Origin of the sequence: Leisingera sp. S232 (genome assembly GCF_049800895.1) — a bacterium.
Classification (GTDB): domain Bacteria; phylum Pseudomonadota; class Alphaproteobacteria; order Rhodobacterales; family Rhodobacteraceae; genus Leisingera.
Map to the genome: position 1 here is coordinate 90,834 of NZ_JBNAFX010000006.1, position 24,890 is coordinate 115,723.

Below are 24,890 nucleotides of genomic sequence, written 5' to 3' on the forward strand. Positions count from 1 at the left end.
GTGGCGCTCAAAAAGGCCACGGCGGAGCTGGTCAAACGCCAATGGTAAATGGCGTTGGTTGCCTCGCCTGTACATTGTTTGGACTGATGGCCTATGGCTCCAGTGAACCAATCGTACAGTATTTGGTTGGCGCGCCCTTTGGGTTGGGAGCAGTGTTGTTTTTATTCGGCTGGATCATCGATCTTGCGCAAGAACCAAAATGGTACAGGCCCGATATTCGAACCTATCGATAGGAAGCCACTAAACACCCGTTTGTCTACAGAGCAGCATTACGCTGCCCGATAAATCAGCGTTTCGCCTGCGATTTCTGTTTCTGTGTAATCGTAATGCAGATCGCGGGCGATGGCGTCTATGTCGATATAACGCTCCAGATGTTCGGGGATGTCACCGAACATGCCTTCTTCAATCATCTGTTCGGCTAACTCTGCCATGCTTTCCACATGGTACAGATCCACGTCAAACTCCTCGGGGTGTACATTGGCAGGATCAAAGCCGAATCCCACTTCACCAACGGCGATAATGAAGATCTTTTTCTGGTAATCTTCCCATTCATCACAGGCCGTGAAATAGCCCGCCATGTTGGCCTGATTGAGGCTCCAAGCCTTGGCAAGGGCTGCATCAATATCATCACCATCAATGAACTGAATCTCATATTCTTCAACCGGTTCAAAGTGGGCGTTCAAGTGACGCTTTGAAATGGTTTGAAACTCCTCAGCACTTTCAAAAAAGAAGCCGATAGCGTCCAAGTCGTAGGGTTGTGCGAATAGCTGCGGCATGTGTCTGTCTCCTCTCGTATATGACGGGTTGCGCATGCAACCGTCTGGCTTTCGCCGAGAAGCAGGGGTGCAAGGATCAAAGGTGACCGTTTGCGGTTGCGGGAACCGCAGAGCCGCAAAAGCAAGGTCAGGACCAGAGCCACGCGCAGGTGCAGCGCAGCGAACCGAGCATGGCGAGAACCCACCCTTTGATGCGCGCGGGGGCGGCAGCCCCAGTTAGTCATGGGGTATTGGGGAGAGGACAGATCTCCCCAATTGCGGATCAAACGCGCTATCGTTTGTGCATGGTTCGGTTGCAAGGTGGAGAGGCAAATCTCCAAGCCCTGCGAGTGGGTTCCAAGGGGGTGCGATAACCCCTTTTGGCGGCATTCAATCGGCGGACGGTTGATCTGGGTTCTCAGGGGCAGGAACGCCCCTGATGTCGATGGGTGCAGGGAGAGCGAAATCTCACCTGCGAGGGATCAAACACCGATATGTTTGCTGGCTGGTTCTGGGTTCAACACCCTGATCCAGCCACAGCCGAGGGGGATGCAACGGGGGCGCGCAGCGGACCCCCTTGCCAAGATGCATGGTACTACCATGCACTTCTTGCAGTATACCTTAATGCTGTAAGATGGCCGCAGGGATCGCAGCGCATGGTGTCATCTGACCCACATCTCGCGGCAAACCTTATGCCGGAAGATGGCCCGTAGGGGACGCAGCGGAAACGGGTCAGCATGACCCACATCTCGCGGTGAACCTTAAGCCGAAAGACTAGCAACGCCCAAGCGTCACCTGACACACGCCTCGAACGTTGGTCAATCGTGACAATCAGGCGGTTCACCAGCTTGGCAAACTAACCTACTATTGTAGGTAAAGTCTGTCGGTCATGCTGCGTTGATTAAACCGGCGCACCCACAAAACGTTGCATTGCAATGGCTAGGCCGCTTAAGCAAAGGCTTCACTTAGAAGGAGAACACCGTGGGAGCCAACAAGCCTTCGTTCAGGCAAATACAAGATGCGCTCAAGCACCCAGGCGACGCAAATCCCTCGATTGAACTTGCCAACGCGAAGTACAGTGTTTCTACTAAGAGATTGCTCTCCGACTCTGAATGCACAGTCCTTGAAACAGAAGGGGAAACTCCCCCACCATTTGGATGGTTGCTGCATGTTGTAAACACCCTTCGCGCAAGATCTCAATTTGGAGCGGTAATAATACCTAAAATCTCCTTAGCGCAAAGCTCTCCCTATAAAATTGCACACATTGACGACGGAGTGATTGAGTTAAGCGGCATAGAGGGGGTTAACTTTCTTGAGATTACAAACATTGAGGGTTACGGAGATAAAATTGCCCTTGATATATTCGGGGATTCAGATTTTTTCATTGACACATTGAGCGAGCTTGGAATAATATGCAAAAAAATGAATTTGAGAGTAATTAGCTCAGATGAAAAAAGGCAAATGCGAGCATTCGATGAGTTAATCGAAGCATCAGGCCTTAATGAAATTTCAGAAGAGCAGAAGAGCAGTTTATTTAGAATTTTCTCACGCGCAGCAGATGCAGTTCGCGAAGGGCGAGCGCATGATCTTGTGGTAGAACATAAAAGCATTAATTACGAAACAGTTGTTTGGCCCGAGGAAAAGTATTCTGACGCTCACAAAGGAAAGGGTGAGAATATCGTCGAGTTCCTTGAGCGTGTTTGGAAACCTCTTATTCAAGCAGGGGCAACGAGAGTAGACCTCCGTCGGGCCGATCGATCGGCTGACATGGCCGTCAACAACTACACAGCAATCAGATCAGACGGAAGCGGCAAGGTGCTCCCTCCCGAACTCCACTTGCCAACAAAAAAAGAGCTCAATGATCGACTGGCAAGCCAATCTCCAGGAGTTCCCACTAAGGTGCTAGAAGGGCTCCTTGCGGCAAGAAAGCGATCTCCAAACTAGAACTTAAACTCAAAGCAAAGTTTTTTCAGTTGACAGGACGTTCCTTGTCGGCAACGGTGGTGTCAGCACTACCGACCCAACAATGACAGGAGCCACGAATGATTTCCTTCCTTCACCCGCTCGTCGCGGGTTTCACGCTTACCGCCCACTTTGGCAGCGGCACTCACAGCCTTACTGAGCTCTCGAAACTTGAAACCTATGGGGTGGCGGTGGCAATCGTCATGCTTGGCCAAGGCGTAATCGAACTCTCGAAACTCCTGTTCAAACGAAACAGCGACCAGTGAAACATACAAAAAACTGCGCTCTCAACTAGTAGAGCGCAGGTTACTTTTGGAGAACCAAAATGAGAGATCAGTTTCCCCTGTTTGGCGGCATCGACGGCGGCGGAACGAAGTGGATTTGCGCTGTAGGAACATCGCCAAGTGACGTGCGATCCTCTATTGAAATCCCCACCTCTACCAACCCACACGAGACATTAGATAAGGTAGCAACCTTCTTTTCCGACTGGCTAGAAGAAGGGAAACTCTCAAGCATAGGCCTTTCATGCTTTGGCCCCCTTGAGCGTGACATTTCCCACCCTGATTGGGGCAAACTTCACAAGACGCCCAATGTCGGGTGGGAAATGTTCGACCTTGGAAAGGAGTTAAAGAGACGCTTCCCCAATACTCCAATTGGAATTGAAACTGATGTCGCTGGTTCCGCGCTGGCAGAAGCAAAATGGGGGGGCGGTTTCGGACTAAAGAACCTTTGCTACCTAACCGTAGGAACCGGCATCGGTGGAGCAATCATTGCGAATGGAAAGTTAGTTTCCGGCGTTGCGCATAGCGAAATCGGTCACACCTTCGCACAACCACACCCTGACGATGACTACCCAGGTTGTTGTATCGCCCATGGCAAATGCTTTGAAGGCCTCGCTTCTGGCAGAGCTGTTTTGGCCTCTACGGGAGAGCATGCCGTCAATTTGCCAGACGATCACAAGGCATGGGATTTTGTAGGTTATTACCTGGGACAACTTTGCGCGAATATCTTCATGTTCTCATCTCCTCGACGGATTATTTTGGGCGGTGGATTAATGAAGCGAAGTTTTTTGATTCACAAAATCCGAGCCAGTGCCTCCAATCACTTAGGCGGATATACCCTTTGGCCTGGAGAGCGCGACATGGACGAAGCGATTATCGTATCACCCTGGGTAAAGAACCAAAGACAAGACAAAGCCAATTCCGGTGTGTTTGGTGGGTTTCTAGTTGCTGAAAACGCCTTAAAATATTGACCCCGACCACCGCTTGAGCGGCTACATTCTCTTGCGACAAGATTCGATCCCCGAAAAGCCAAACTACAACGCGGCTCTCAAAGCCGCGTTGGCAATATTCGGAGAAGCCACAGATCCAGACTACGCGCGCTCACTTCTGCCGTGCGCGGGGTATGTCCAAGATGCTGCTTTCTGGGCGTTTGTAGAGCGCGAGGATGACGGGTTCGTTCTACAGATCAGCACAGGGATGGTGGAGCAAGCTGAACAGCTATGGGCTGCAGCATGTTCCGATGATGTGTTCTTGGCGGGAGCTGGACAACGTTTTGCCTCAGATGCGGAACAGATGGCATATCAGTCATTGTCTTGGCTGATCCAGCACGAACTGCACCATATCATCCTGAACCACTTCGATCTGATTGACAGCTTTCGCATTGCGGAAACCCGCAACGCGCCCCGCTTTGGCCTGACTCGGCAAAGCAAGGTCAAGCCTGCACCACTCATCAAACTGCCTGCGGAGCTGCGCCCTCACGTGCCTCTGTGCCTGGAACTGCAGGCAGATCACGACGCCGCAGAAATAGAGCTAGGGGCATACTCATCAGAGGACTGGAAAAACTTACGCCATCGGGTAACGGCAATATCAGCGATGATGATGCTGATAGAACGGGAAGATGCCAAGAACGGCGAAACCGGCATTACTCACCCCAAGGCTGCGACACGCATCTTTCAACTGTTGGGTCATGTCACAGAGATGCCGCTGATCCCGGCACAGCTTCACGCTCGGCAGCAGGGTCTTCCGGCTATCGATCCTGCACACTCCCCATCAAAGGATGAAATCAACGCCTTTGGCCGTCAGGTGACCATCCCCAGTTTCTTTGACGCTGTGTCTCTGGCGCGCGTTGCAGGTGCGGACAGCATCTCGATAGATTTGGGTGAACCCGAAGATTTCTTCCGCGACATTCAGATTGCCAAGGCCGCTGATCCAAGCCGCTTTGCAGACCTCAGAACCGCGGGCGCAAGACAATGGGCTGAACTGGTTCTCAAGAATGAGGAATTGAAGACCTACCAGAACCTGCCCACCGGATTGGATGAGGAAACACCTATTTCGTGAAGTTCACAGTGATGCTGTGTAGCTCGCAACCGCTTGACGGGTACCAACTGAGCAATCGCTCCGGCGTAAGCGGAATGTTGTCTGTCGTTGTCACAATCGCCACAAACTCTTGCGGTCCTTCATCCCTGCTTTCCCGGAGAGGATCAACTTGCCCATTTGCAAGGACGGGAAAACGGTTTTCTCCTTCGGTCAGCGCCAAAGACATTGCATCATCCTCGTTCAGTTCAAGCGGGTTCCACTCCAATCCGACATGCTGGAACAAGGTCAAATAGCCCGACCTGCGCGCGTTCATCTCAAAATAAAAGAACTCCCCCAGCCTGACGGTAACATCACCACTGGAAAGCTTGCTGGCTTTCTCAAGAACGCCAAAGCGATCCTGGTGCACGGCTATGGCAAGCTCACCTGTGATAGCCTCTTCGCTCACGATCTTTGTCCATCGCTTGGCTGGCAGTTCTGGAAAGATGTCCGGGCTGGTCTGGTGCGCCAGCGTAAAGTGGTTCTGATCGAGCCAGCTATGGAGCTGGGCGGCAATAGGCGCTGCAAACTGCCCCTTACGAACATTGTTGAGGTAGTCCTTACCCCGTACCAGAGGCTGTTCCAGGGCCTCATCGATAAAATCCAAAGGTCCTCTGACAGGATCGCTTTCAGCGAGCTTACGCAGAACGGGGAACAATTGTTTTCTGTGGAACGGGTTCTTTGCATCAAAATCCATGAGCACATGCATAGGTATTCGCGGCACGGTTTCCAACAGCGCAGAATACCCCCATTTACCCGTCCATTACCCAAGATCGTCGTTGGTTGGCCATGCTACGGACAGGTTAAGCGCTTAGGATCATTGGAAGATATTCCTTGCGTGATCGAGGGATATGTGTGAATATGTTCTGTATTTGTTCTCACTGTGCGCCGTGCGAAACAGGCGACATGAGAACCACATTTCCCCAAAATTGATTTGAAGAAAGGAGCGCGCATGACCTGTCCGCCAAATGAGTCCGATGCAACAGCATCACCCCGCCCAAGCCTCAGCATTGATTGGGAAGTCTACGCCGCCATGCTTGAGGGCAGCGACATGCCGCTTGAACAACAAAAAGAGCTGATCGAAACCCTCTGGTCTATTGTCGTGAGTTTTGTGGATCTCGGATTTGACCTGAACCCCGTGCAGCAAATCTGTGGAGAACCCCAAGAGCTGGACACGGACGATCCCTTGGATGTGGTATCCTTGATTGAGGATGAAATCGGCAGAAAGGAGCACCAATGATAGGAGCAAACAAACCCAGAAAAGCAGTGATTTACACCCGTGTGTCGGGTGCCAAGCAAGTCCGCGAAGGTGACGGCCTCGCCTCCCAGGAAAACCGTTGCCGCGAATACGCCACCTACAAGGACTATGATGTGGTTGAAGTCTTCTCCGACGATATGTCGGGGAAGTTTGAGCGCCGTCCTGCGATGGATCGGATGCTGGCGTTTTTGCGTCTGCATCCCAAGAACTCGGTGGTGGTGATCATTGATGACATTAGCCGTTTTGCCCGCAATGTGCAGGCCCATATCAAGCTGCGCGAAACTTTGTCAGACGCTGGTGGTGTTCTTGAAAGCCCATCCATTGAGTTTGGCGAAGACAGTGACTCGCGGCTGGTTGAACACATGCTGGCCTCTGTGGCGCAGCATCAGCGTGAGAAAAACGCTGAGCAAACCCAGAACCGCATGCGCGGACGGATGATGAACGGCTATGCCGTATTCTCTGCCCCCATAGGCTACCGCTTTGAGAAGACCAAGGAACACGGCAAGCTCTTGGTTCGTGATGAACCTGTGGCCTCTATCATCCAAGAGGGTTTGGAAGGTTATGCCGCCGGGCGTTTTGCCTCTCAGGTCGAGGTCAAACGTTTCTTCGAAAGCCAGCCTGCGTTTCCCAAAGACCTGCCGGGCGGTCAAATCCGCCAGCAGAAGGTGAGCGATATTCTTAAGCGTGTGGTTTACGCAGGATATGTCGAACATGAACCCTGGGGCATTACACGCCGTAAAGGCCATCATGAACCGATTATCTCTCTGGCGACCTATCAGAAAATCCAAGACCGCAAGAATGCCCGCGCTCTTGCCCCCGCCAAGCAGAACATCCATGTGGACTTCCCACTGCGCGGGGCGCTGAACTGTGCTTGCTGTGATCAGCCAATGACCTCCTGCTGGTCACGCAGCGGCACAGGCAAACGCTATCCCTACTACTGGTGCCAGACGCGTGATTGTTCGCAGTACCGGAAAAACATCCGCGCTGAGAAAGTGGACGCAGGTTTTGAAGCCCTGCTCAAGAGCCTGACGCCATCGCAGAATATTCTCTCCATCGTGACCTCCATGCTTTCGGATGCCTGGGATCAGCGCACCGCCCATAACGATAGTGGCAAGGTACAGATCAAACGGGACATTGCACTACTCGACAAACAGCAAGACTCACTGCTGGAAAAACTGGTCGATGCGACCAATGCAAAGGTGGTGTCTGCCTATGAAGGCAAGGTTGCCAAGCTGGAAGATGAGAAGCTGTTGCTGATGGATAAACTCACTCAAAACAGCAAGCCGAAATATTCCAAGGCGGAAATTTTCGAACTTTTGAAGGCCTTCCTCTCAAGCCCTTGGAATATATGGGATAAAGGCAACTTACTGCTGCGCAAAAACGTCCTCAGGATGGCACTCAAAGAACCATTGGCCTATGACCGTGAAAACGGTTTTCGAACTCCGCAAGTATCTGTAATATTTGATTTTTTGGGATGTTTTACGTCTGAATGTAAAATGGTGCCCAGGAGAGGACTCGAACCTCCACGTCCATACGGACACTAGCACCTGAAGCTAGCGCGTCTACCAATTCCGCCACCTGGGCAGGTGTCGTGGGACCGGCGTATAAGCACAGTCTCTGGCAGCGTCAAACGGAAAATTTCACCTGATGCATTTTTTCAACTTTCCCTCTGGCAGGATTTTCTCCAGCAAATCCAGCGCGTTGATGGGGCGCCCAAATGTCAGCCATGCGGAATTTTCAGTACCGGTTTGATCCTGCGCAAAGTGACGGTTTCGCCAAAGGGGCATAGCAAAGTCATGAAACAGATTGACCGCCTCCAAGCCCTTGGGCTCTTCGACAGCCGGGTGCCCCGCTATACCTCTTATCCGACCGCGCCGGTTTTCTCGTCGGAAACCGGCGCGTCACAGCAGGCCATGCAATTGCAGGCCCTGGACCCGGAGGTGCCGGTTTCAGTCTACATCCATATCCCGTTTTGCGAGCGGCTGTGCTGGTTCTGCGCCTGCCGCACACAGGGCACCCAAACGCTGAGCCCGGTGGAAAGCTATATCGGTACGCTGGAGCAGGAGCTGAAACTGGTGGCGCCGCTTTTGCCAAAAGGTTTGAAAATGGGACGGATGCATTGGGGCGGTGGCACTCCGACCATCCTGCCACCGCATTTGATCCATCGTCTGGCGCAGGCTGTAAAAGAGGTGTTCCTGCAGGCAGAAGACTGGGAGTTTTCGGTTGAGATCGATCCAACCATGGTGGACCGGGGGAAAATCAACGCGCTGGCCGCAGAGGGGATGAACCGTGCCAGCATCGGCATCCAGGATTTCGATCCGCTGGTGCAGCAGGCGATTGGCCGGGCGCAGCCGTTCGAAGCAACCAGGGCCTGTGTCGAAGATCTGCGCCGGGCTGGCATCAAATCTCTGAATGCTGATCTGGTCTATGGGCTGCCGCATCAAACCCAGGCGCGGATGGCGGATACAGTGGAGAAAGTGCTGAGCCTGACCCCGGACCGGCTGGCGCTGTTTGGCTATGCGCATGTTCCCTGGATGGCCAAACGGCAGAAACTGATCAAGGAAGAGACGCTGCCGGATGACCTCGCGCGGTACCATCTGGCAGCCCTGGCGGCCGACAAATTCGCAGAAGCAGGGTTTGCATCGATCGGCATCGATCATTTTGCCAGACCCGGAGACGGGCTGGAAACGGCCTCCAGAACCGGCCATTTGCGGCGAAACTTCCAAGGCTATACCGACGACACCTGCCCGTCCCTGATTGGCTTTGGCGCGTCATCTATTTCCCGTTTTGCCGGCGGCTACATCCAGAACGCGCCAGCCACGCCTGCCTATGTGCAGCGGGTCGAAGCCGGTCAGCTGACCGGTGTGCGCGGCCACACCATGAGCCAGGAAGACATGCTGCGCGGCCGGGCCATTGAAATGCTGATGTGCGAATTCACGTTGGACAGAGATGAACTCCGCCGCCGTTTTGGCAGTCTGTCAGAAACCCTTGCGCAGGACCTGGCTCAGATCGCTGCACGTTTCGGAGATCTGGCGCATCTGGATGAAGAAACGCTGGAAATTTCACCGGCAGGACGCCCTCTGACCCGGATTATTGCCAGTTGCTTGGATCAGCATATGCCAGAGGGAGCACGGTTCAGCCGGGCATCCTAACCTGGAACCAGAAAAAGGGGCGGCGGCATTGCCCCCTCAGCGCTGCAACAAAGAAAACTATCCCCGAAGCAGCCTTCAAAGCACCTTTGGGCTGCGACCGGAAAAAACCAGTTCCGAAATCGGAAAAGATCTGAAGTCTTTGACTTTTTGGGGGGATGTTTCACATCAAAATGTGAAATGGTGCGGTCGAGAAGACTCGAACTTCCACTCCGGTTAAGGAACAGCGACCTCAACGCTGCGCGTCTACCAATTCCGCCACGACCGCACTGTCTTAGGCTTGCTGTAGCGGCGTATAGACCAGCCCAGATGCGATGTGAAGCCGAAAATCGTCTTTTTTGCGCAGAATATCACCACTGCCGCTCCGGGCTGCCAGCAGGCAGGGAACAGTCGGTTTTTCCAGTTGTCGTCCCGCTTGAAAAAAGAACAAAGAACGCCCCCCAGGGCTTCAGAGCTCCAGGGCCCCAGTGCAGCCATCTGCCGAGGCCGCATCTTTTTCATCTGACGCCTGATCACCACATGTGCGGCCGTCTGTTGCTCTAATATCAGCTGCGCCGGTCTTTCACATGGCAGGGCTGCGTTTGCCGGTTCCGGCATTTCTGCCTGCCGGCTATAAGGAAGCGGCCCATGGCTGAGTGCCAGGGGCGAAGAGGCAATTCACAGCGTGATGCAGCAGTATGTCCAGTCATGATGCCGGAAACGGCGGCAAGATCCTCGAGCGTGAACTCGGCGCTGCGGAGTTCGTCGGGGCCGACTTGCTGGATGCGGTGGAGATGGATGGCCCGTCAGGCCGCTTCGCCAGATTGTTTTTCAGATCGGGAACGCCGGGCGACACTGCCGCTGCGATGAGCCCGCGGCCCGATGCGGTTCTGCATAACTTTGGCGGCGCGCCGGTGCTGGATATCCCGCTTGGCGGCTCCGGCAGCCCTCTGGTCGTCACGGTCGGCGGCGCCCGGCATCATGTCCCGCTGCACTCGGAAGAGACCGGATTGTTCGCAGGGCTGAATGTTCTGATGGCCGTCCGCAATGGAGAAACCGCAGAGACAGCGGCGCAATGGCTGCGGTACCATGTCTCGCAGCATGGCCTGCAGGGCGCCGTCATTCTGGATCAGGCGAAACCGCAGGACAGTCGCTGCTTTGCCGCTGAGCTGCAGGAACTTGCCAGTGCCATTCCGGGGCTGGAGCGGGTTGTGACCGTTCATTCCAAACTGCCCCTGGGCAAGCCGGGTCTGCCGCCGGAGGCGCATCCTTTCAACGTGCCGGGCGCGCCGGGAAAAGACCGGATGGACATACCGCCGGCGGATCCGTGGCAGGCGCCGCTGGGAGAGTTCCTGATCTACGAGATCCTGCGCGCGCGTTTCCTGTCCCGCGCCCGGGCGGTGGCCAATATCGATCTGTTCGACCTGCTGGCGCCGGACAGCGGGTCGAATGTGTTTGACCGGGCGGTGGCCGCGCCGTCGGGCTGTCTGCGGCTGGGCGGGGTGCAGGCCTACCCCTGGCGGGTGCGCCAGGGAGATGCGCCTGCCTTTTCGGATCATATCTGCACACAGTTTGATGCCTCCGGGTTCCGTTTTCGCTGGTGCCTGGCGCCCGCCCAGGCGGGAGAGCGCTGCATCTGGCGGCTGATCCGGGTGGTGGGCGCAGACCCTGCCCCACAGGAGATGCCCCGGTTCTACCGCTGCATGGCGCTGCGCCATCCTGCGGATACGGTTTCCAAAATTGTCCCGAAGACCAGCCTGGTGGAGACCCCGGAACTGCTGGATCTGGCCACCGGTTACTTCGGCGCCAGGCCAGTGCGCATCCCCGATGAACAGGCGGTCAAGCGCCCCGGCGGCACGCCCAAAACCGCCATCGTCACCACGATGAAGAACGAAGGCCCCTTCATTCTGGAATGGCTGGCCTATCACCGGATGATCGGGGTCGATGATTTTCTGGTATACACCAACGATTGCACCGACGGCACCGATACCATGCTGCAGCTGCTGCAGGAAAAGGGGCTGGTGCAGCACCGTGAAAACCCCTTTCGCAGCACCGACCTGAAGCCGCAGCACGCAGCGCTGCAAGCGGCGGAGGACGAACCTGTCATCACCGGGGCCGACTGGCTGATCTGCATGGATGTGGATGAGTTCATCAATATCAAATGCGGTGGCGGACATCTGTCCGATCTGTTCGAAGCGGTGGGTGAGGCCAACATGATCTCGATGACCTGGCGGCTGTTCGGCAACAATGACGTGCGCGATTTCACCGGCGGTCTGATCACGCAGGAATTCACCCGCTGTGCGCAAGAGGTCACGCGCAAGCCGCATCAGGCCTGGGGCTTCAAAACCCTGTTCCGCAACACCGGCATTTTCAAGAAGCTGGGTGTGCACCGGCCCAAAGGTCTGAAACCGCAGCTGTGGGAGGATATCCGCTGGGTCAACGGCTCTGGCCGGGATATGCCACGAGAGATGTTCCGCAATGGCTGGCGGTCATCGATGAGCACCTACGGTTATGATCTGGTGCAGCTCAACCATTACGCCGTGCGCAGTGCGGAAAGCTTTCTGGTCAAACGCGACCGGGGCCGGGTGAACCATGTGGACCGCGATCAGGGCCTGTCCTACTGGTTCCGGATGAACAACAACGCCGAGGAGGAACGCTCAATCCAGCGGATGATCCCGGCGCTGGAAGCAGAGATGGCGCGGCTCCTGGCGGACCCGGATATCGCCGCCGCGCATGATTACGCCTGCCGCAAGCACCGCGAGAAGATCGAAGAACTGAAGACCCGCAGCGACATGATCGACTTGTTCCGTGAATTGACCAGCAGCAAGCTGTGCAAACTGTCCCGGATGCACGCCCATTTCGGGGCCAATGTTTTCCTCAGCGGTCCGGGCGTGATTCCGGATGAAATTGCCGAACAGGCGCCGGGGAGTGATTTCTGGTTCACGGTGGAGCGCGGAGAAACCACACATTAGTATTTCTGGGCCCGCGAAATTTGACAGTCCTTTGGGCCTAAGGCTAGATTGCGACAACAAAATAACGCATTTGAGCGGTAAAAGTAACAAGTCTAACAAGGGGCAGGTACCATGGCACTTCCGGCCATTGCGTCACTATGGGTCGGCGCTGAACTCAGCTGGTTGGAACAGCTTTGTCTGAAATCATTTCTGGACAACGGGCATGAGGTGGTCCTGTTCACCTATGACGAGGTCAAGGGCGTGCCGGAAGGCGTGCGTGTGGCCGATGCCAATAAAATCCTGCCGGCAGATCGCATCATCCGTCATGCCAAGACCGGCAGCCCGGCCTATCATGCAGATGTCTTCCGGCTGCATCTGCTGCGCCAGACGGACTATGTCTGGGCCGACACGGATGCCTATTGCTGCCAGCCCTGGAACATCAAGGGCAAGCATTTCCATGGCTGGATTTCCGACAACAAGCCGATGGTCAACAATGGTGTGCTGCGGTTGCCAAAGACGTCCAAGACGTTGAAGGCGATGCTGAAGTTCACCAGTGACGAATACCCGATTCCGCCCTGGTACAGCGCCGAAAAGCAGGCAGAACTGCAGGCGCTGAAGGACCGTGGCGACGGCGTGCATGTTTCGTTGCTGCCCTGGGGGGTCTGGGGGCCGGATGCGCTGACCTGGTTCTTGCAGGAAACTGGCGAGATATCCCATTCCCAGCCCGGCCATGTGATCTATCCGGTGCCGTTCAAGCAGGCCGGTGTTGTGTTGAATCCAAACCGCCCCAAGCAGGCCCGCAACCATATCCAAAGCGATACGCTGTCGATCCATTTCTGGGGGCGCCGGTTCCGCAACATTGCCGCCAAATACGGCGGCGTGCCGGCCGAGGGCTGCTATGTGCAGCAGCTGCTGGCCAAACACGGCATCGACGCTGAGAAAACCCGCCATCTGCTGCAGCCCGCGCCGGAACCGGAGGCATCAGTGACAGAAGATATTGATCCCGCCACACTGGATTTTTCCATGTTCGGCGATCAGGACGTGGCCAATATCCTGTTACAGCGCAGTGAGCTTGCCAGCTCTGGCCAGACAATCCGGGACTGGCTGGCCGGCGATGAACAGCTGCTGCTGGAGGAAGCCAGAACGCAGCGGGAGCACATCCTGCATGACTCGATCCGTATCGCGGAGCGTGAATGCCAGTTCTTCCTGAAATCTGCTGACACAATCGCCCCGAAGCGATCCGCTGACATCGGGTGCGGATACGCCTTTGCCAGCCTGGTGCTGCACCGCCGCTACGGCTGCGATCTCGTTCTGATCGATATCGAAGAGGGCAACAGCCGCCATTTCGGTTTCGAAGGAGAAGGCGCAGGCTATACAAGCCTGGAGACCGCCCGGGCCTTTCTCGAAGGCAATGGTGTGCCAGCCGAGAAGATCACATGCCTCAACCCGAAATCTGAAGACACGGCCACGCTCGGCGGCTTCGATCTTGTGATCAGCCTGGCGTCCTGCGGGTTTCACTATCCGGTCGGCACCTACGACCAGTTGTTCCGCAGCCAGATCAATGACGGCGGCGGCATCGTTCTGGATATCCGGAAGGGATCCGGCGGCATCGGCGCAATGAAGAGCTATGGCGTGGTCGAGGTCCTTGCCAAACACGGCAAGTACTCAACGGTCCTGACTCGGGCCGGGCAGGCTGCGTGACAGGCACAGAGATATTAATCATTGGCTGCTATGTCAGGGCCTTGGACCGCAGGTGTATCGAGCGCGGCGCGCAGCGGGCAATTGCGTAACGGGTTCGGCGGGGCTTTGGCAAGGCGTAGGAATATATGCTGAGTAACGATTTCGACTATAATACTGTTCTGCCGGAACTCGACGTCGACGATATCCAATCGGTCGCCGATATCAACGGGCAGGCGCCAGAGCTGTGCATCCTGCTGCATCACAGGTTTGGCTGCCGTATTGATTTGATCAGCCTTGACCGCAAGGGCAGGCCCAGGACGCCTGAAGCCTCGGAACGTCAGGCATGGCTGGCCCGGCTCGAACAGGGCGGGGTCGACCTGGAAACTGTCCAGGTCACGGAAAATGCGGGCACGGGCCGGCAATATGACGTGATCCTGGCGCTGAACGGCTTCGGCGTCGGTCGCAAGATCCAGAACATCAAACCGGTACTTGACACAGCGCTGCACCCGCTGAGCCGGCTGGTGATCGAAATCCGCAAGGGCTCGGGCAGCTACCCGTTCCTCAAGGCCTACGGCAGCTGTAACACGCTGCTGCCGCCAGAGGTGGAACGCAATGGGTTGGCAATCTTGTCCGCGGAACCGCAAGAGGAGCAGCCGCCCTCTGCCGAATGGTCCAGGACGGCCCGCCAGCTGGCCGGTCAGCAGGGTTTCTTCGACGAACTGGAAGAACATTCTTTCCTCTATGTCCCGCGCGGCGACACGCTGGTCGTTACCTTTGACAATCTCGACATCGCGATGACCAAACGGGATGATCGTCGGCCCTGGGGCTTCAGCTTCATCGAGGCGCAGGGATGGTCGATGCTGGGGGTGATGGCCAATGGCTGGACCTGGTTCCGCCATCAGGAAGTCTCCCGCAAGTTCGAGGAGTTGCGCGACAGCGGGTTCTTTGCGCAGTTTTCTCGCGTGGTGTTCTATGGTGCGTCGATGGGCGGCTATGCGGCGGCGGCTTTTGCTGCTGCGGCGCCCGGCTCCACTGTGTTTGCAATTAGCCCACAGTCCACGCTGGATAAATCCATTGTGCCCTGGGAAATGCGCTACAAGAAAGTCTGGAACCGAGATTTTTCCGGACCTTTCGGTGACGCAGCGCAGGCCAGCCGCGGGGCAGGCGATGTGCATATCATGTTCGATCCCTATGTGGTGCCGGATGCAGCTCACGCGGCCCGTTTCACCGGCGCCAATGTCACCTTCTGGCGCTGCCCTTTGCTGGGGCACCGGCTGGGGTCTTCGCTGCAGCAGATGGGGGTCTTGCAGGAGATTGCCTGCAGCGCCATCGCCGGGAACTTGACCCCGCACGGCTTTCACCGCCTGCTGCGTCAACGGCACAGCTTCCCCCGGTTCCAGAGAGAGCTGGCCAATCTGGCGTTGGATCGCGGTCATCCGGGGCTTGCGAAACGGGTGTGTGCGTATATTTTGCGTCAGCGCGATGACCGGTTTTTCCGGCGGATGCAGGAGCGGCTATGACGGGCGCACAAGACCGTGCGGCGGGCCGCTGTTTCGCCGCAGAACATGAACCGGGCAAAGGCCGGACAGGTACATGAGCCAGGCAGAGACAGACAAAAGAGATGTGACCCTCGCCTTTCACGTAGGGGCGCCCAATACCGACAACGGCCAGCTGGTCTGGTCGCTGCGCAAAGATGCGCAGGCGCTGCTGGACCGCGGCGTCATGATCCGTCGTCCGGGCACGTATATGTCGGCTCTCAGTCAGCTGCTGCATAAACAGAACCAGGATTTCGTAACCGGACAGGAACGGGAGGCGCTGCTGGCAGGGCTGGTCAAGGATCAGGCCGTTTCGCGGGTCATCCTGACCAATTCCAGCTTTCTGGGGGTGCCAGGATGGATGCTGAGCGGCGGGCGGCTCTACCGCAATGCGGGCAAGAACACCGCCGGCCTGCGGGGGCTGTTTCCGGATAACCCCTGTGAATTCTTCCTGGGCCTGCGCGATCCGGCGACCTTGATCGGACCGGTGTTCAAGTCGCAGTCAGGGAGAACCTGGAGCCAGTTTGCGTCGGGCGTTGATTTTCTGGATCTGCGCTGGTCCGAAGTGATCGAGGATATCAAAATCCGCAACCCGGGCTGCCGTATCACCGTCTGGTGCAACGAGGAAACACCGGTGATCTGGCCGAGCATCCTGGGCCATGTGACCGGCCTGAAGGACGGCTTCCGTTTCAGTGGCGAGCTGGATATCACCAAAGGTATCGTTTCCGAGACAGGATATGAGCGCCTGGAAACCTATCTGGCAAGCCGGCCGGGCCTGACTGAAGAGCAGCGGGAGCGGGTGCGTGCGCTGTTCCTGGACTATTTCCACGATGAAGAGCAGATCGAGGAGGAAATCGATCTTCCTGGCTGGACGCAGGATCTGGTGGATGGAATGAGCCAGACCTACCTGACCGACACCGAGCTGATCCGTCATATGCCGGGCGTTACGTTCCTGTCCTGAGCGCTGCCCGGCTGTAAGCGGTTCGGTCAGGATCGCCCGTTGCTGCGGGCAGGGCGATCAGGCAGAGAGCACAGACCCGGGATGCCGACGATGGTGGAAACAGGCACCACGCCACTGCCCGCGCGGCGGCGCACTGCGGCAAAAGTCAGCATATAGAGGCCAAGGCTGGCAGCCATCGCACATCCCGGCCAATGCAGGACCAAATGCGGGCGAGTGTGCCGTGCCCTTGCGGCAGCAGACGACCGGCGCCGCAAAACTGTATGCAGTTTAGAACTCAATATTGCGTGGGGCTGCCGGCTCCCCTAGTCTGCACCGCGGATTGAAGGACAGGCGGAACGATGGCCAAACGCGAAAGCAATGTGGATAGGGTCTATGAGGCGTTGCGCCGGATGGCGGCGGATTTCGCCTTCAAGCCTGACCAGCGGATCAACGAAAGCGCCCTGTCCGAGGTGCTGGGCGCCAGCCGCACGCCGCTGCGCGAGGCATTGAACCGGCTGGTGGCCGAGGGGTTTTTGACCTTCCAGAACAACCGCGGCTTTTTCTGCCGACCGCTGACGCCGAGCTATATCATGGACCTGTATGAGGCCCGGGTGGCGGTGGAATGCGAAGCCACGCGGCTGGCCTGCAGCCGTGCTGCAGATGCGGATATCGCAGCCCTTGCGGACTATCTCAACCGGATGGAACCCGAATATCAAAGCGCCACTGATCCGGAAGAGCTGCTGGCAATGGACGAAAGCTTTCATGCGCGCCTTGCCCAGCTATCGGGCAACAGCGAGCTGCAGCGTATCCTGAACAACCTTAACGGCCGGACCCGCTATATCCGGCTGATTGACCTCAAGCGAATGCGCGACAGGGCCGGAGGCAAGGCGCCGGGCGACATTTCTGCCCACCGCCAGATTGTCCAAGGCATTGCCGCCCGCAATGCAGAGGCGGCCGCATTGGCCATGCGCAGCCATATCGAAAAACGCCGGGAGGAGGCAACGGAAGCCGTCCGCATCGCGTTTTCTCAGCTCTATGTGCCCGACGAATAGCACGCGCACAGAAAGCACGCGGGCAAAACGGTTTTCGGAGCGGCGGCTGGCCTCCTGACCATCTCCCGAGCGAGACCGTCATCCGCCATCATGTTGCGGCTGGTGTTGCGCCAGAACGCCCATTGCGGGCACCGGCGGTCTCTGCGCTTTTGCCCTGTGGTCTTACGGGTGGCGCGGCAGGGATCGATTTTGAGGTTTGCCACCAGGAGATGTTCGAGGCCGCCCACGCGATGATGGCGAATATCCCGCAGCAGGCGCCATCATGCTGGATTGCAACAATATTTTGCCCTTCTGCCGTGATGTATGTTCAGCAGGCCAGCCAGCAGGTGTTTTTGACCCATTCTTGCATCAGCTGGTTCCTGGCGGGTTTTCACCCCAGGGTATCTCTGCTGGAGCAGGGTGATCCCCGGTTTTGACGGCGGTAACCGTTTGGTGGAAAATTGCTAATGAAATCTGAAGGATAAGGTCATAGGGTCTGTCCAAATGTTTCGCGCGCGAAACATTGCGGCAGTGATGCTGACCTTTTTCCTCAGCTCAGTATCAGCAGCCAGAACCAAACGGTCAGGATGCTGGCGCCAGTGGCAATCAGCACCGAAGACGCGGCAACGCGCTTGGCTCTCCCGTACATATTGGCAAAGATATAGCCGTTGAACCCGGTCGCCATCGCTGCATTCAGCACGCCAGAGCGGAACAGGTCCTGTGGCAGCGCCAGCGCCGTGCCCAAGGTCCAGACAATCGCCGGGTGGATCATCAGCGAAGTGAAACAGACAAACAGGATCGCCCGCATGTCGCCTTCGGGGCGGTACTTCACCAGCACGCCGCCAAGCGCAAACAGCGCGCAGGGCAGGGCGGCGCGGATGATCAAGGACAGCGCCTCGTCCACCACCAGCGGAATGGCAAAACCGGACAGGTTCATCGCAAACCCCAAAGCGATCCCCAGGATCAGCACATTGCGGAACATTGCGTTCAGCACAGATGTGACTGTCTTGATCCCGCCAGCCCCGCGGTTGCGCACAAACTCCATCGCGGTGATGCCAAGACCGTAGCAAAAAAGCGAGTGGAAGGCGATGATTGCATAGTTGCCGGTCAGGTTCTCCGGCCCGAATGCGCGTTCGGTGATCGGCAGCCCCAGCAGGACCGAGTTGGAAAACAGGCAGCAGAACCCGATGGCAATGCAGTCCTCCCAGTCCCGCTTGAACAGGATACGGGCGCCGAACACCCCGATCGCAAAACAGGCAAAGGCTCCGGTATAAAAGCTCCCCAGCAGCCGCGGATCAAAACTGGCCGACAGGTCCAGCCCTGCCATCGCCTTGAACAGCAGGCAGGGGATCGCAAACCCCTGCGCAAACTTCATCACGCCTTCGATGTGGTCCTGGCTCAGCACGCCCCTTGCCGTGGCGGCATAGCCTGCGCCGACGACCAGAAACACCGGCAAGATGACATCAATCAGGCTTTGAAACACTGTGTAGCCTCAAATGTGCAAAAGAAAAGGGCGCTGATCCGCCCCCTTTCAGATCTCCACCCGCATGACCATGCCGTCATATGCGGGGGTGATATGCGCCGGTGTTTCAGCCTCAACCGTGGCATAATCCATATCGATATGCATATTGGTGAGAACACCGCGTTCCGGCGCCATCCTCGCGAACCAGTCCAGCGCGTCGCTGTAGCTGAAATGCGTTGGATGCGGGGTGCGGCGCAGGGCATCCAGGACCCAAATGTCCAGCCCTTCCAGTTCCGGCAGGGCAGCGTCCGGGATCTCTTTTACATCCGGCAGGTAAGCCAGCCCACCAATGCGAAACCCCAGCGCGTCCATGGAGCCGTGGTTTACCTCAAACGGGCGAAAAGGGATTTCGCCGCCGGGGCCATCGATGGAAAAGGGGCCGGCGATGGTTTTGAGATCCAGAATGGGCGGGTAGGGTGAGCCATCCGGTTGCGCAAAGGCATAGCCAAATCGGTTCAGCAGATCGTTCTGGGTTGGCCCGTCTGCGTAAACCGGAATGCGTTTGCGCATGTTGAAATAGACCATGCGCAGGTCGTCTATCCCATGCAGGTGATCAGCATGGGAATGGGTATAGACCACCGCATCCAGCCGACCCGTCTCCGCATCCAGCAGCTGGCTGCGCATGTCGGGTGTGGTGTCGATCAGCACCGCGGTGGTGCCGTCAGGCCCGTCGCGCTCCACCAGCATCGAACAGCGGCGGCGACGGTTCCTGGGGTTCTGAGGGTCGCAATCGCCCCAATGGCCGCCAATCCGCGGCACCCCGCCGGATGAGCCGGAGCCAAGAATGGTGAAACGCAGTTCAGCCATCAGGCGGCAGCCTCATAGGCTGCGGCTTTCCAGAACAGCCGGTCGAAATTCGCCTGCGTCTGGGCGGCAAATTCGGTGTAGCCCATGCCGAACACCTCAGCTCCGACCTTGGCGGTAAAGGCCGTGTAGGCGGGTTCATTGCGTTTGCCGCGATAAGGCGGCGGCGCCAGATAGGGGGCGTCGGTTTCCACCAGAATGCGGTCCACCGGCGCGGCGGCAAAGATATCGCGCAGCTCCTGGCTTTTGGGAAAGGCGGCAATGCCGGACATCGACAGGTAGAACCCCAGGTCCAGTGCAGCCTTCGCCAGCTCAGCCGAGGAGGAGAAGCAGTGCATGACGCAGGAATAGGCGCCATTCTTCATTTCTTCGCCCAGAATACGCGCCATGTCGTCATCTGCCGCGCGGGCGTGGATGATCAGCGGCAGGCCGGTTTCGCGGGCGGCGGCAATGTGGATGCGCAGGGACTTCTGTTGCACGTCCTTGCTGTCGGCGGTGTAGTGGTAATCCAGCCCGGTCTCGCCGATGCCGATGAATTTCGGGTGTTTGGCCAGCGCCACCAGCTCGTCCACCGAAACCATCGGTTCATCTGCGGCGCTCATCGGGTGGGTGCCTGCGGCATAGAACACCGGTGCGTGGGCCTCTGCGATGGCCCGCACGGATGGTTCGTTCTTCATCTTGGTGCAAATCGTCACCATCCGGGTGACGCCGGCCTCAGCCGCGCTGGCGATCACCTCATCCAGCCGCCCTTCGAAATCAGGGAAGTCCAGATGGCAGTGACTGTCTGTGATCCGGGGAGCAATCTGGGTCGTCGTTTCGGTCATTTGTCCTCTGGCGCCACATGTGCCGCGGGGGGCCATTGGCCTCAGCGCGACGCGGTTTCCTGCATCTTGAAAACCGTATCTAGGACAAGGGCGGCGGGGTCAAGGTTCACCGCCTGCCCGTGGCGTGCGCGTGCTGTCACGTCGGCAGCGAGGTCGGCCCAGGCGCGCGCCTTGCGGGGATCGGGGGACAGGCGGCTCAGCATCGTTGCCTCCTGCGGTGCGGCTTCCGGCGCTGGCGGTGCTCCGGTGGCGCCGGTGCGCGCCAGTCGGGCCAGCGCCATCTCGGTCAGCGACAAGAGCAGTTCGAATTTTTCCGCAGCACCGCGCTGGGCGGCGGCCTCAGCCAGCGCCATCGCCCGCTGCCGGTCCAGTCGGGGCATCGTGTCCAGGATCTGCACCAGCTCGGCATAGATCCTGAGCCCGCCCAGATTGATCAGCCGCAGCGCCGCACCGACCGAGCCGCCTGCCAAAGCGGCCAGATTGTCCATGTTCGCAGGCAGTTCTACCCCGGACAGGGCCAAGGCCGCCTCCATATCCGGTGCTGACAGCGGGCCCAGCCGCAGGGTGCGGCAGCGTGAGCGGATTGTCGGCAAAAGGCGCGAGGGTTGATGTGCGATCAGCAGGATCGTGGTGCGCGCAGGCGGCTCTTCCAGCATTTTCAACAGCGCATTGGCAGCACTGACATTCATGTCATCCGCAGCATCCACAATCACCACCCGTCGCCCACCATCGGTGGCCGACAGACCAAAAAAGCGGTTCAGCTTGCGGATGTCATCAACAACGATCTGGCTGCGCAGCTTGCCCTTGTCGTCATAAGAACGGGTGATCGGCGCCAGCCCCGGTTCCGCCAGCGCCTGAATGCGATGAGAGACCGGGTGTTCCGGGGCAATGTCCAGCGTCTGCGGCGGCGGCGGGGCGCCGAACAGCCCGTCCTCAGCCGGGGGCGTTGCCAGCAGAAACCGCGCAATCCGCCAGGCCAGCGTTGCCTTGCCGACACCCTGCGGGCCGGTCAGCAGCCAGCCGTGATGCAGCCGGTCGGAGGTATAGGCGGTCAGGAAATCTTGCTCCGCCGCTTCCTGGCCGATCAGGCGCAGGGTTTCGCGCGGATGCGGCGCGCCTTCGGCCTGATCGGCCCGGGGGCGCTCTTCTTCGGCGCTCATGCTCTGGCGCCTTTCAGGGCTGCATCCGCCAGCTGGCGCACATCCGTGGCCACGTCACCCTGCGAACGGGCGCCGTCCACAACCCGGAAACGGTGTGCAAACTCCTGCGCCAGTGCCAGAAAGCCCGCGCGCATCTTTTCCTGCAGTTCGACGCCGAAATCCTCAAATCGTTCTTCCTTGCCCTGCCGTCCCTTGGCCCGCGCCAGCCCTTCGGCCGGGTCCATGTCAATCAGCAAGGTCAGATCCGGCTCGCGGGTGATCATCAGCTTGTGCATCTGGTCCACTGCCGCCCGCAGATCGCCGCGCGACAGGCCCTGATACATCCGGGTGCTGTCGGCAAAGCGGTCGCAGATCACCACTTTGCCTGCCGCCAGGGCAGGTTCAATCGTGCGCTCCAGATGGTCGCGCCGCGCCGCCATGAACAAGAGCAGCTCGGTCTCCGCGGACCAGCGGTCCGGGTCGCCTTCCAGCACCAGGCGGCGGATTTCCTCCGCCCCCGGCGAGCCGCCGGGCTCGCGGGTCAGCACCACATCGTGGCCCTCGGCCTGCAGGGCATCGGCCAGCAGGCGGCATTGCGTCGACTTGCCGGACCCGTCAATGCCTTCGAAGGTGATGAACAGGCCGCGCTTGCTATCAGCCGTCACAGCGCCCCCTCAGGACCGGTCAGGAATTGCTTGATCAGCACCTGAGCTGCGGTTTTCACCCGCACCACAAAGCCGCCGGCCGGGACATCGCTTGCAGCCACCAGCGGCAGCCGCACTTCGGGGAGTTCCTCTGGTTGCAGCACCAGTTCGGCCAGACGCTGGCCCTTGGCCACGGGCGCCTCGATTGGGCCGCTATAGACAACTTCGCCTTCGATGGTCTTGGCTGACAGCGACGGCAGCAGAATTTCCAGATCCTCTGCCGGAACCAGCCCTACCGATCGCTCGGCCCCGCGCCAAATTTCGGCTTCGGCGATGGGGATGCCCTCTTTGGCAACGATTTTTTTGGTAAATTGGCGAAACGACCAGTTAACGAGAGCTTCTGCCTCCTCTGCGCGGGCGCGTTCGCTGGCCAGGCCGGAGACCACAAAGATCACCCGACGCCCCCCCTGTTTGGCAGAGCCGACGAGGCCATAACCAGCCTCTTCGGTGTGGCCGGTTTTCAGCCCGTCAGCACCAATGCCCAGCTTCAGCAGCGGGTTGCGGTTGCGGGTGTTCGAAGGCGCGCGGCCGTCGAATTCAAAGCGGGTCTCGGCAAACAGCGGATAATATTCGGGGAAATCCTCAATCAGCCGCTCGGCCAGGATCGCCAGATCATGTACCGACATCCGGTGGCCGGCCGCGGGCCAGCCGTTGGAATTGGCAAAGGTCGAGGCTGTCATGCCCAGCTCCTGGCCGCGTTTGGTCATATAGCGGGCAAAGCCGGCTTCGGTTCCGTCCGGGCTCAGCGCCTCGGCAATCACCACGCAGGCATCGTTGCCGGACAACACGACGATACCGCGCAAAAGATCCTCGACCCGGACGCGGTCCAGCGTGTCCAGAAACATGGTAGAGCCCTTGTAGCTCATTGCATGCTGGCTGACCGGCAGGGTTTCGTCCAGTGTCAGCCGCCCGTCGCGCAGGGCTTCAAAGGCTACATAAAGCGTCATCAGCTTGGACATGGAGGCCGGTGGCAGAGGCACGTCGGCGTTTTTGGAGAGCAGCACCGTGTCGGTGCCTGCATCCAGCACATAGGCCGCCCGCGCCTTGGTATCAAAGGCGGCGGCGGACAGTGCGGACAGGCTCACCGCCAGCCCGGCGACCAGGCTGATGCAAAGCGATGACTTCAGGGCGCTCTGCAGACGCGCGGTCCGCAAGTCAGCTTGAAACTGCATAGGCATCCGCAAACCCGGCTTCCTTCACGCTTTTCAACAATTCACTGCGTTCGTTTCTGCTCTGTGACGGGCCGACCAGCACCCTCCAGAAGGCCTTGCCGTTGGTGGATTGCTCACGCACTTCGGGCACCATTCCGGCGCTGCGCATGGCGTCGGCTGCGCGTTTTGCATTGGCTTCGACGCTGAAAATGCCGATCTGGATGAACGGTTTCCTCAGCGAGGATTTCTGCGGTTTGGACGCCGGTGCTGCGGCGTCAACCAACGGGGCAGAGGGCGCAGAGGCTTCAATTGCGGCGGCAGCACCGGCAATCGGGTCCAGCGGCGTTGCAGAGATTTCGCTGCTGGCCAGTGCGGTTTCGGCAGCTGCTGCGGTGTCCGGTTCGCTGATCTCTCCGGCGGCAGGTTCTTCGGCTGGTAGCTCAGGCGCAACTTCCTCGCGCCGCAGGGCGGTCACGTTCAGTTCAGACGGGGCCCCGGCCAGGATTCCCAAAGCGGCAGCGGCATCTGACGAAACCTGCAGCCGCGGCCCCGGAATTTCACGCTCGCGCCGGAACAGGGCGCCGATCACGAACTGGCCGTTGGCATGGTTGCGGATGATCACACGTTCCGGATCTTTTGTGTCGGGGTGGGCCACCCAGACACCGCCGATCGAGGGGCGACCGTCCCACAGGCCTGCCTCGGTCACCTGGAAAACCTCAGGCGATTCCACGTCGCGTTCAACCAGCTTGGTGCTGCTTGAGGCGCGGACTTCACTTTCCGGCTTGGGTTTGGGCTCTAGAAAACCCAGTTTCGGCCCGTCCTCGCAGGCTGCCAGAACCAGCAAGCCTAAAGCCGCCGCGGCCAACCGCGGGGCGTGTTTTGCTCTCGACACGATGTCTGTCATGCTCTCATCCTTGCCTGTGCCCGCGGCGCTGCTGCGCCCCTGCCGGAATGCCCGGTCTTATTGATTTGGCCATATGATAGCCTGCGCGTCCGGTCATGAAAACCCTGCCTGCCCACCGCCAAAGGGAAAGCTCTGGCAACGGCATGAATCCGCGCGTTTGGCAGTTTTTTCCATTTTCCCTTGCAAGCCGCCTGCCGGCTCAGGATTTCCTCTTGCCTCATCCGACATTGCAGCCTAAACCGCTGGCG

Annotated in this window: 22 protein-coding genes and 2 tRNA genes; 12 read left to right on the forward strand and 12 right to left on the reverse strand. The window is 58.4% G+C overall.

The features are described 5' to 3' along the window. Positions 1-269 precede the first annotated feature (269 nt). Positions 270-776, reverse strand: a complete 507-nt coding sequence (locus ACP151_RS06740) for an antirestriction protein ArdA (protein ID WP_424978106.1) — start codon at positions 774-776, stop codon at positions 270-272. A 960-nt stretch (positions 777-1,736) separates the two neighbouring features. On the opposite strand from ACP151_RS06740, the gene ACP151_RS06745 reads away from it, so the two are divergent. The 4 genes from ACP151_RS06745 (at position 1,737) to ACP151_RS06760 (ending at position 5,056) form a co-directional block, all read left to right on the forward strand. Further along, positions 1,737-2,699 carry a hypothetical protein gene (locus ACP151_RS06745; RefSeq protein ID WP_424978107.1) on the forward strand — a complete coding sequence of 321 codons (963 nt, stop codon included), beginning with the start codon at positions 1,737-1,739 and terminating at the stop codon, positions 2,697-2,699. 98 nt (positions 2,700-2,797) lie between these two features. After that, complete coding sequence (locus tag ACP151_RS06750; RefSeq protein ID WP_424978108.1) at positions 2,798-2,983, forward strand: hypothetical protein; 186 nt, start codon at positions 2,798-2,800, stop codon at positions 2,981-2,983. Between the two features lie 59 nt (positions 2,984-3,042). After that, complete coding sequence (locus ACP151_RS06755; protein ID WP_424978109.1) at positions 3,043-3,969, forward strand: ROK family protein; 927 nt, start codon at positions 3,043-3,045, stop codon at positions 3,967-3,969. A gap of 13 nt (positions 3,970-3,982) precedes the next feature. Next, a complete protein-coding gene (locus tag ACP151_RS06760) occupies positions 3,983-5,056 on the forward strand; it encodes a hypothetical protein (protein ID WP_424978110.1) in 1,074 nt (357 codons plus the stop codon). Here the strand turns inward: ACP151_RS06760 and ACP151_RS06765 are convergent. Next, positions 5,046-5,768 carry a hypothetical protein gene (locus ACP151_RS06765; RefSeq protein WP_424978111.1) on the reverse strand — a complete coding sequence of 241 codons (723 nt, stop codon included), beginning with the start codon at positions 5,766-5,768 and terminating at the stop codon, positions 5,046-5,048. The two genes, ACP151_RS06760 and ACP151_RS06765, sit on opposite strands and share 11 nt — an antisense overlap. A 237-nt stretch (positions 5,769-6,005) precedes the next feature. Here ACP151_RS06765 and ACP151_RS06770 point away from each other — a divergent pair, with 237 nt between their 5' ends. After that, entirely contained in the window at positions 6,006-6,311 is a 306-nt protein-coding gene (locus ACP151_RS06770; RefSeq protein WP_424978112.1) for a hypothetical protein, read from the forward strand. Further along, positions 6,308-7,873, forward strand: coding sequence for a recombinase family protein (locus ACP151_RS06775; protein ID WP_424978163.1), 1,566 nt, complete (start codon positions 6,308-6,310; stop codon positions 7,871-7,873). Before ACP151_RS06770 ends, ACP151_RS06775 begins: the two co-directional genes overlap by 4 nt. On the opposite strand, the gene ACP151_RS06780 is transcribed toward ACP151_RS06775, so the two are convergent. Further along, positions 7,827-7,913: transfer RNA gene (locus ACP151_RS06780), tRNA-Leu, on the reverse strand. The genes ACP151_RS06775 and ACP151_RS06780 overlap by 47 nt on opposite strands. A gap of 212 nt (positions 7,914-8,125) precedes the next feature. Here ACP151_RS06780 and hemN point away from each other — a divergent pair. Further along, the gene (gene hemN / locus ACP151_RS06785) at positions 8,126-9,481 is read left to right on the forward strand and encodes an oxygen-independent coproporphyrinogen III oxidase (protein ID WP_424978113.1); all 1,356 of its coding nucleotides are present in this window, start codon (positions 8,126-8,128) and stop codon (positions 9,479-9,481) included. A 178-nt stretch (positions 9,482-9,659) separates the two neighbouring features. Here the strand turns inward: hemN and ACP151_RS06790 are convergent. Then, positions 9,660-9,746, reverse strand: a tRNA-Leu gene (locus ACP151_RS06790). 409 nt (positions 9,747-10,155) lie between these two features. Here ACP151_RS06790 and ACP151_RS06795 point away from each other — a divergent pair. The 4 genes from ACP151_RS06795 to ACP151_RS06810 all read left to right on the forward strand — a co-directional run bounded on the left by ACP151_RS06795 (position 10,156) and on the right by ACP151_RS06810 (position 16,584). Beyond that, positions 10,156-12,429: a glycosyltransferase family 2 protein gene (locus tag ACP151_RS06795; RefSeq protein WP_424978114.1), complete on the forward strand. Its 2,274-nt coding sequence runs from the start codon at positions 10,156-10,158 to the stop codon at positions 12,427-12,429. Between the two features lie 111 nt (positions 12,430-12,540). Further along, entirely contained in the window at positions 12,541-14,109 is a 1,569-nt protein-coding gene (locus tag ACP151_RS06800) for a class I SAM-dependent methyltransferase (RefSeq protein ID WP_424978115.1), read from the forward strand. A gap of 125 nt (positions 14,110-14,234) precedes the next feature. Beyond that, complete coding sequence (locus ACP151_RS06805) at positions 14,235-15,608, forward strand: hypothetical protein (protein ID WP_424978116.1); 1,374 nt, start codon at positions 14,235-14,237, stop codon at positions 15,606-15,608. Between the two features lie 73 nt (positions 15,609-15,681). Then, a complete protein-coding gene (locus ACP151_RS06810; protein WP_424978117.1) occupies positions 15,682-16,584 on the forward strand; it encodes a hypothetical protein in 903 nt (300 codons plus the stop codon). Positions 16,585-16,610: 26 nt separating this feature from the next. Here ACP151_RS06810 and ACP151_RS06815 read toward each other — a convergent pair whose 3' ends face one another. Continuing rightward, complete coding sequence (locus ACP151_RS06815; protein ID WP_424978118.1) at positions 16,611-16,760, reverse strand: hypothetical protein; 150 nt, start codon at positions 16,758-16,760, stop codon at positions 16,611-16,613. Positions 16,761-16,922: 162 nt separating this feature from the next. Here ACP151_RS06815 and ACP151_RS06820 point away from each other — a divergent pair, with 162 nt between their 5' ends. After that, positions 16,923-17,615, forward strand: coding sequence for a GntR family transcriptional regulator (locus ACP151_RS06820; RefSeq protein WP_424978119.1), 693 nt, complete (start codon positions 16,923-16,925; stop codon positions 17,613-17,615). 529 nt (positions 17,616-18,144) lie between these two features. On the opposite strand, the gene ACP151_RS06825 is transcribed toward ACP151_RS06820, so the two are convergent. The 7 genes from ACP151_RS06825 to ACP151_RS06855 are packed head-to-tail and all read right to left on the reverse strand — an operon-like array spanning position 18,145 to position 24,642. Continuing rightward, the gene (locus tag ACP151_RS06825) at positions 18,145-19,077 is read right to left on the reverse strand and encodes an AEC family transporter (protein ID WP_424978121.1); all 933 of its coding nucleotides are present in this window, start codon (positions 19,075-19,077) and stop codon (positions 18,145-18,147) included. Between the two features lie 48 nt (positions 19,078-19,125). After that, positions 19,126-19,923: an MBL fold metallo-hydrolase gene (locus tag ACP151_RS06830; protein ID WP_424978122.1), complete on the reverse strand. Its 798-nt coding sequence runs from the start codon at positions 19,921-19,923 to the stop codon at positions 19,126-19,128. Beyond that, positions 19,923-20,744, reverse strand: coding sequence for a TatD family hydrolase (locus ACP151_RS06835; RefSeq protein ID WP_424978123.1), 822 nt, complete (start codon positions 20,742-20,744; stop codon positions 19,923-19,925). The genes ACP151_RS06830 and ACP151_RS06835 overlap by 1 nt, the downstream gene beginning before the upstream one ends. Positions 20,745-20,785: 41 nt before the next feature. After that, positions 20,786-21,904, reverse strand: coding sequence for a DNA polymerase III subunit delta' (locus tag ACP151_RS06840; RefSeq protein WP_424978124.1), 1,119 nt, complete (start codon positions 21,902-21,904; stop codon positions 20,786-20,788). Then, a complete protein-coding gene (tmk, locus tag ACP151_RS06845) occupies positions 21,901-22,548 on the reverse strand; it encodes a dTMP kinase (RefSeq protein ID WP_424978125.1) in 648 nt (215 codons plus the stop codon). Before tmk ends, ACP151_RS06840 begins: the two co-directional genes overlap by 4 nt. Beyond that, positions 22,545-23,759 carry a D-alanyl-D-alanine carboxypeptidase family protein gene (locus ACP151_RS06850; protein WP_424978126.1) on the reverse strand — a complete coding sequence of 405 codons (1,215 nt, stop codon included), beginning with the start codon at positions 23,757-23,759 and terminating at the stop codon, positions 22,545-22,547. Before ACP151_RS06850 ends, tmk begins: the two co-directional genes overlap by 4 nt. Then, positions 23,743-24,642, reverse strand: a complete 900-nt coding sequence (locus ACP151_RS06855; protein ID WP_424978127.1) for an SPOR domain-containing protein — start codon at positions 24,640-24,642, stop codon at positions 23,743-23,745. Before ACP151_RS06855 ends, ACP151_RS06850 begins: the two co-directional genes overlap by 17 nt. Positions 24,643-24,890 lie beyond the last annotated feature (248 nt).

Coding starts and splice junctions, on each gene's coding strand:
- ACP151_RS06740 (WP_424978106.1), bottom strand. CDS start 776: ATGCCGCAGCTATTCGCACAACCCTACGACTTGGACGCTATCGGCTTC.
- ACP151_RS06750 (WP_424978108.1), top strand. CDS start 2,798: ATGATTTCCTTCCTTCACCCGCTCGTCGCGGGTTTCACGCTTACCGCC.
- ACP151_RS06755 (WP_424978109.1), top strand. CDS start 3,043: ATGAGAGATCAGTTTCCCCTGTTTGGCGGCATCGACGGCGGCGGAACG.
- ACP151_RS06765 (WP_424978111.1), bottom strand. CDS start 5,768: ATGGATTTTGATGCAAAGAACCCGTTCCACAGAAAACAATTGTTCCCC.
- ACP151_RS06775 (WP_424978163.1), top strand. CDS start 6,308: ATGATAGGAGCAAACAAACCCAGAAAAGCAGTGATTTACACCCGTGTG.
- hemN (WP_424978113.1), top strand. CDS start 8,126: ATGAAACAGATTGACCGCCTCCAAGCCCTTGGGCTCTTCGACAGCCGG.
- ACP151_RS06795 (WP_424978114.1), top strand. CDS start 10,156: ATGTCCAGTCATGATGCCGGAAACGGCGGCAAGATCCTCGAGCGTGAA.
- ACP151_RS06800 (WP_424978115.1), top strand. CDS start 12,541: ATGGCACTTCCGGCCATTGCGTCACTATGGGTCGGCGCTGAACTCAGC.
- ACP151_RS06805 (WP_424978116.1), top strand. CDS start 14,235: ATGCTGAGTAACGATTTCGACTATAATACTGTTCTGCCGGAACTCGAC.
- ACP151_RS06810 (WP_424978117.1), top strand. CDS start 15,682: ATGAGCCAGGCAGAGACAGACAAAAGAGATGTGACCCTCGCCTTTCAC.
- ACP151_RS06815 (WP_424978118.1), bottom strand. CDS start 16,760: ATGGCTGCCAGCCTTGGCCTCTATATGCTGACTTTTGCCGCAGTGCGC.
- ACP151_RS06820 (WP_424978119.1), top strand. CDS start 16,923: ATGGCCAAACGCGAAAGCAATGTGGATAGGGTCTATGAGGCGTTGCGC.
- ACP151_RS06830 (WP_424978122.1), bottom strand. CDS start 19,923: ATGGCTGAACTGCGTTTCACCATTCTTGGCTCCGGCTCATCCGGCGGG.
- ACP151_RS06835 (WP_424978123.1), bottom strand. CDS start 20,744: ATGACCGAAACGACGACCCAGATTGCTCCCCGGATCACAGACAGTCAC.
- ACP151_RS06840 (WP_424978124.1), bottom strand. CDS start 21,904: ATGAGCGCCGAAGAAGAGCGCCCCCGGGCCGATCAGGCCGAAGGCGCG.
- ACP151_RS06850 (WP_424978126.1), bottom strand. CDS start 23,759: ATGCAGTTTCAAGCTGACTTGCGGACCGCGCGTCTGCAGAGCGCCCTG.
- ACP151_RS06855 (WP_424978127.1), bottom strand. CDS start 24,642: ATGACAGACATCGTGTCGAGAGCAAAACACGCCCCGCGGTTGGCCGCG.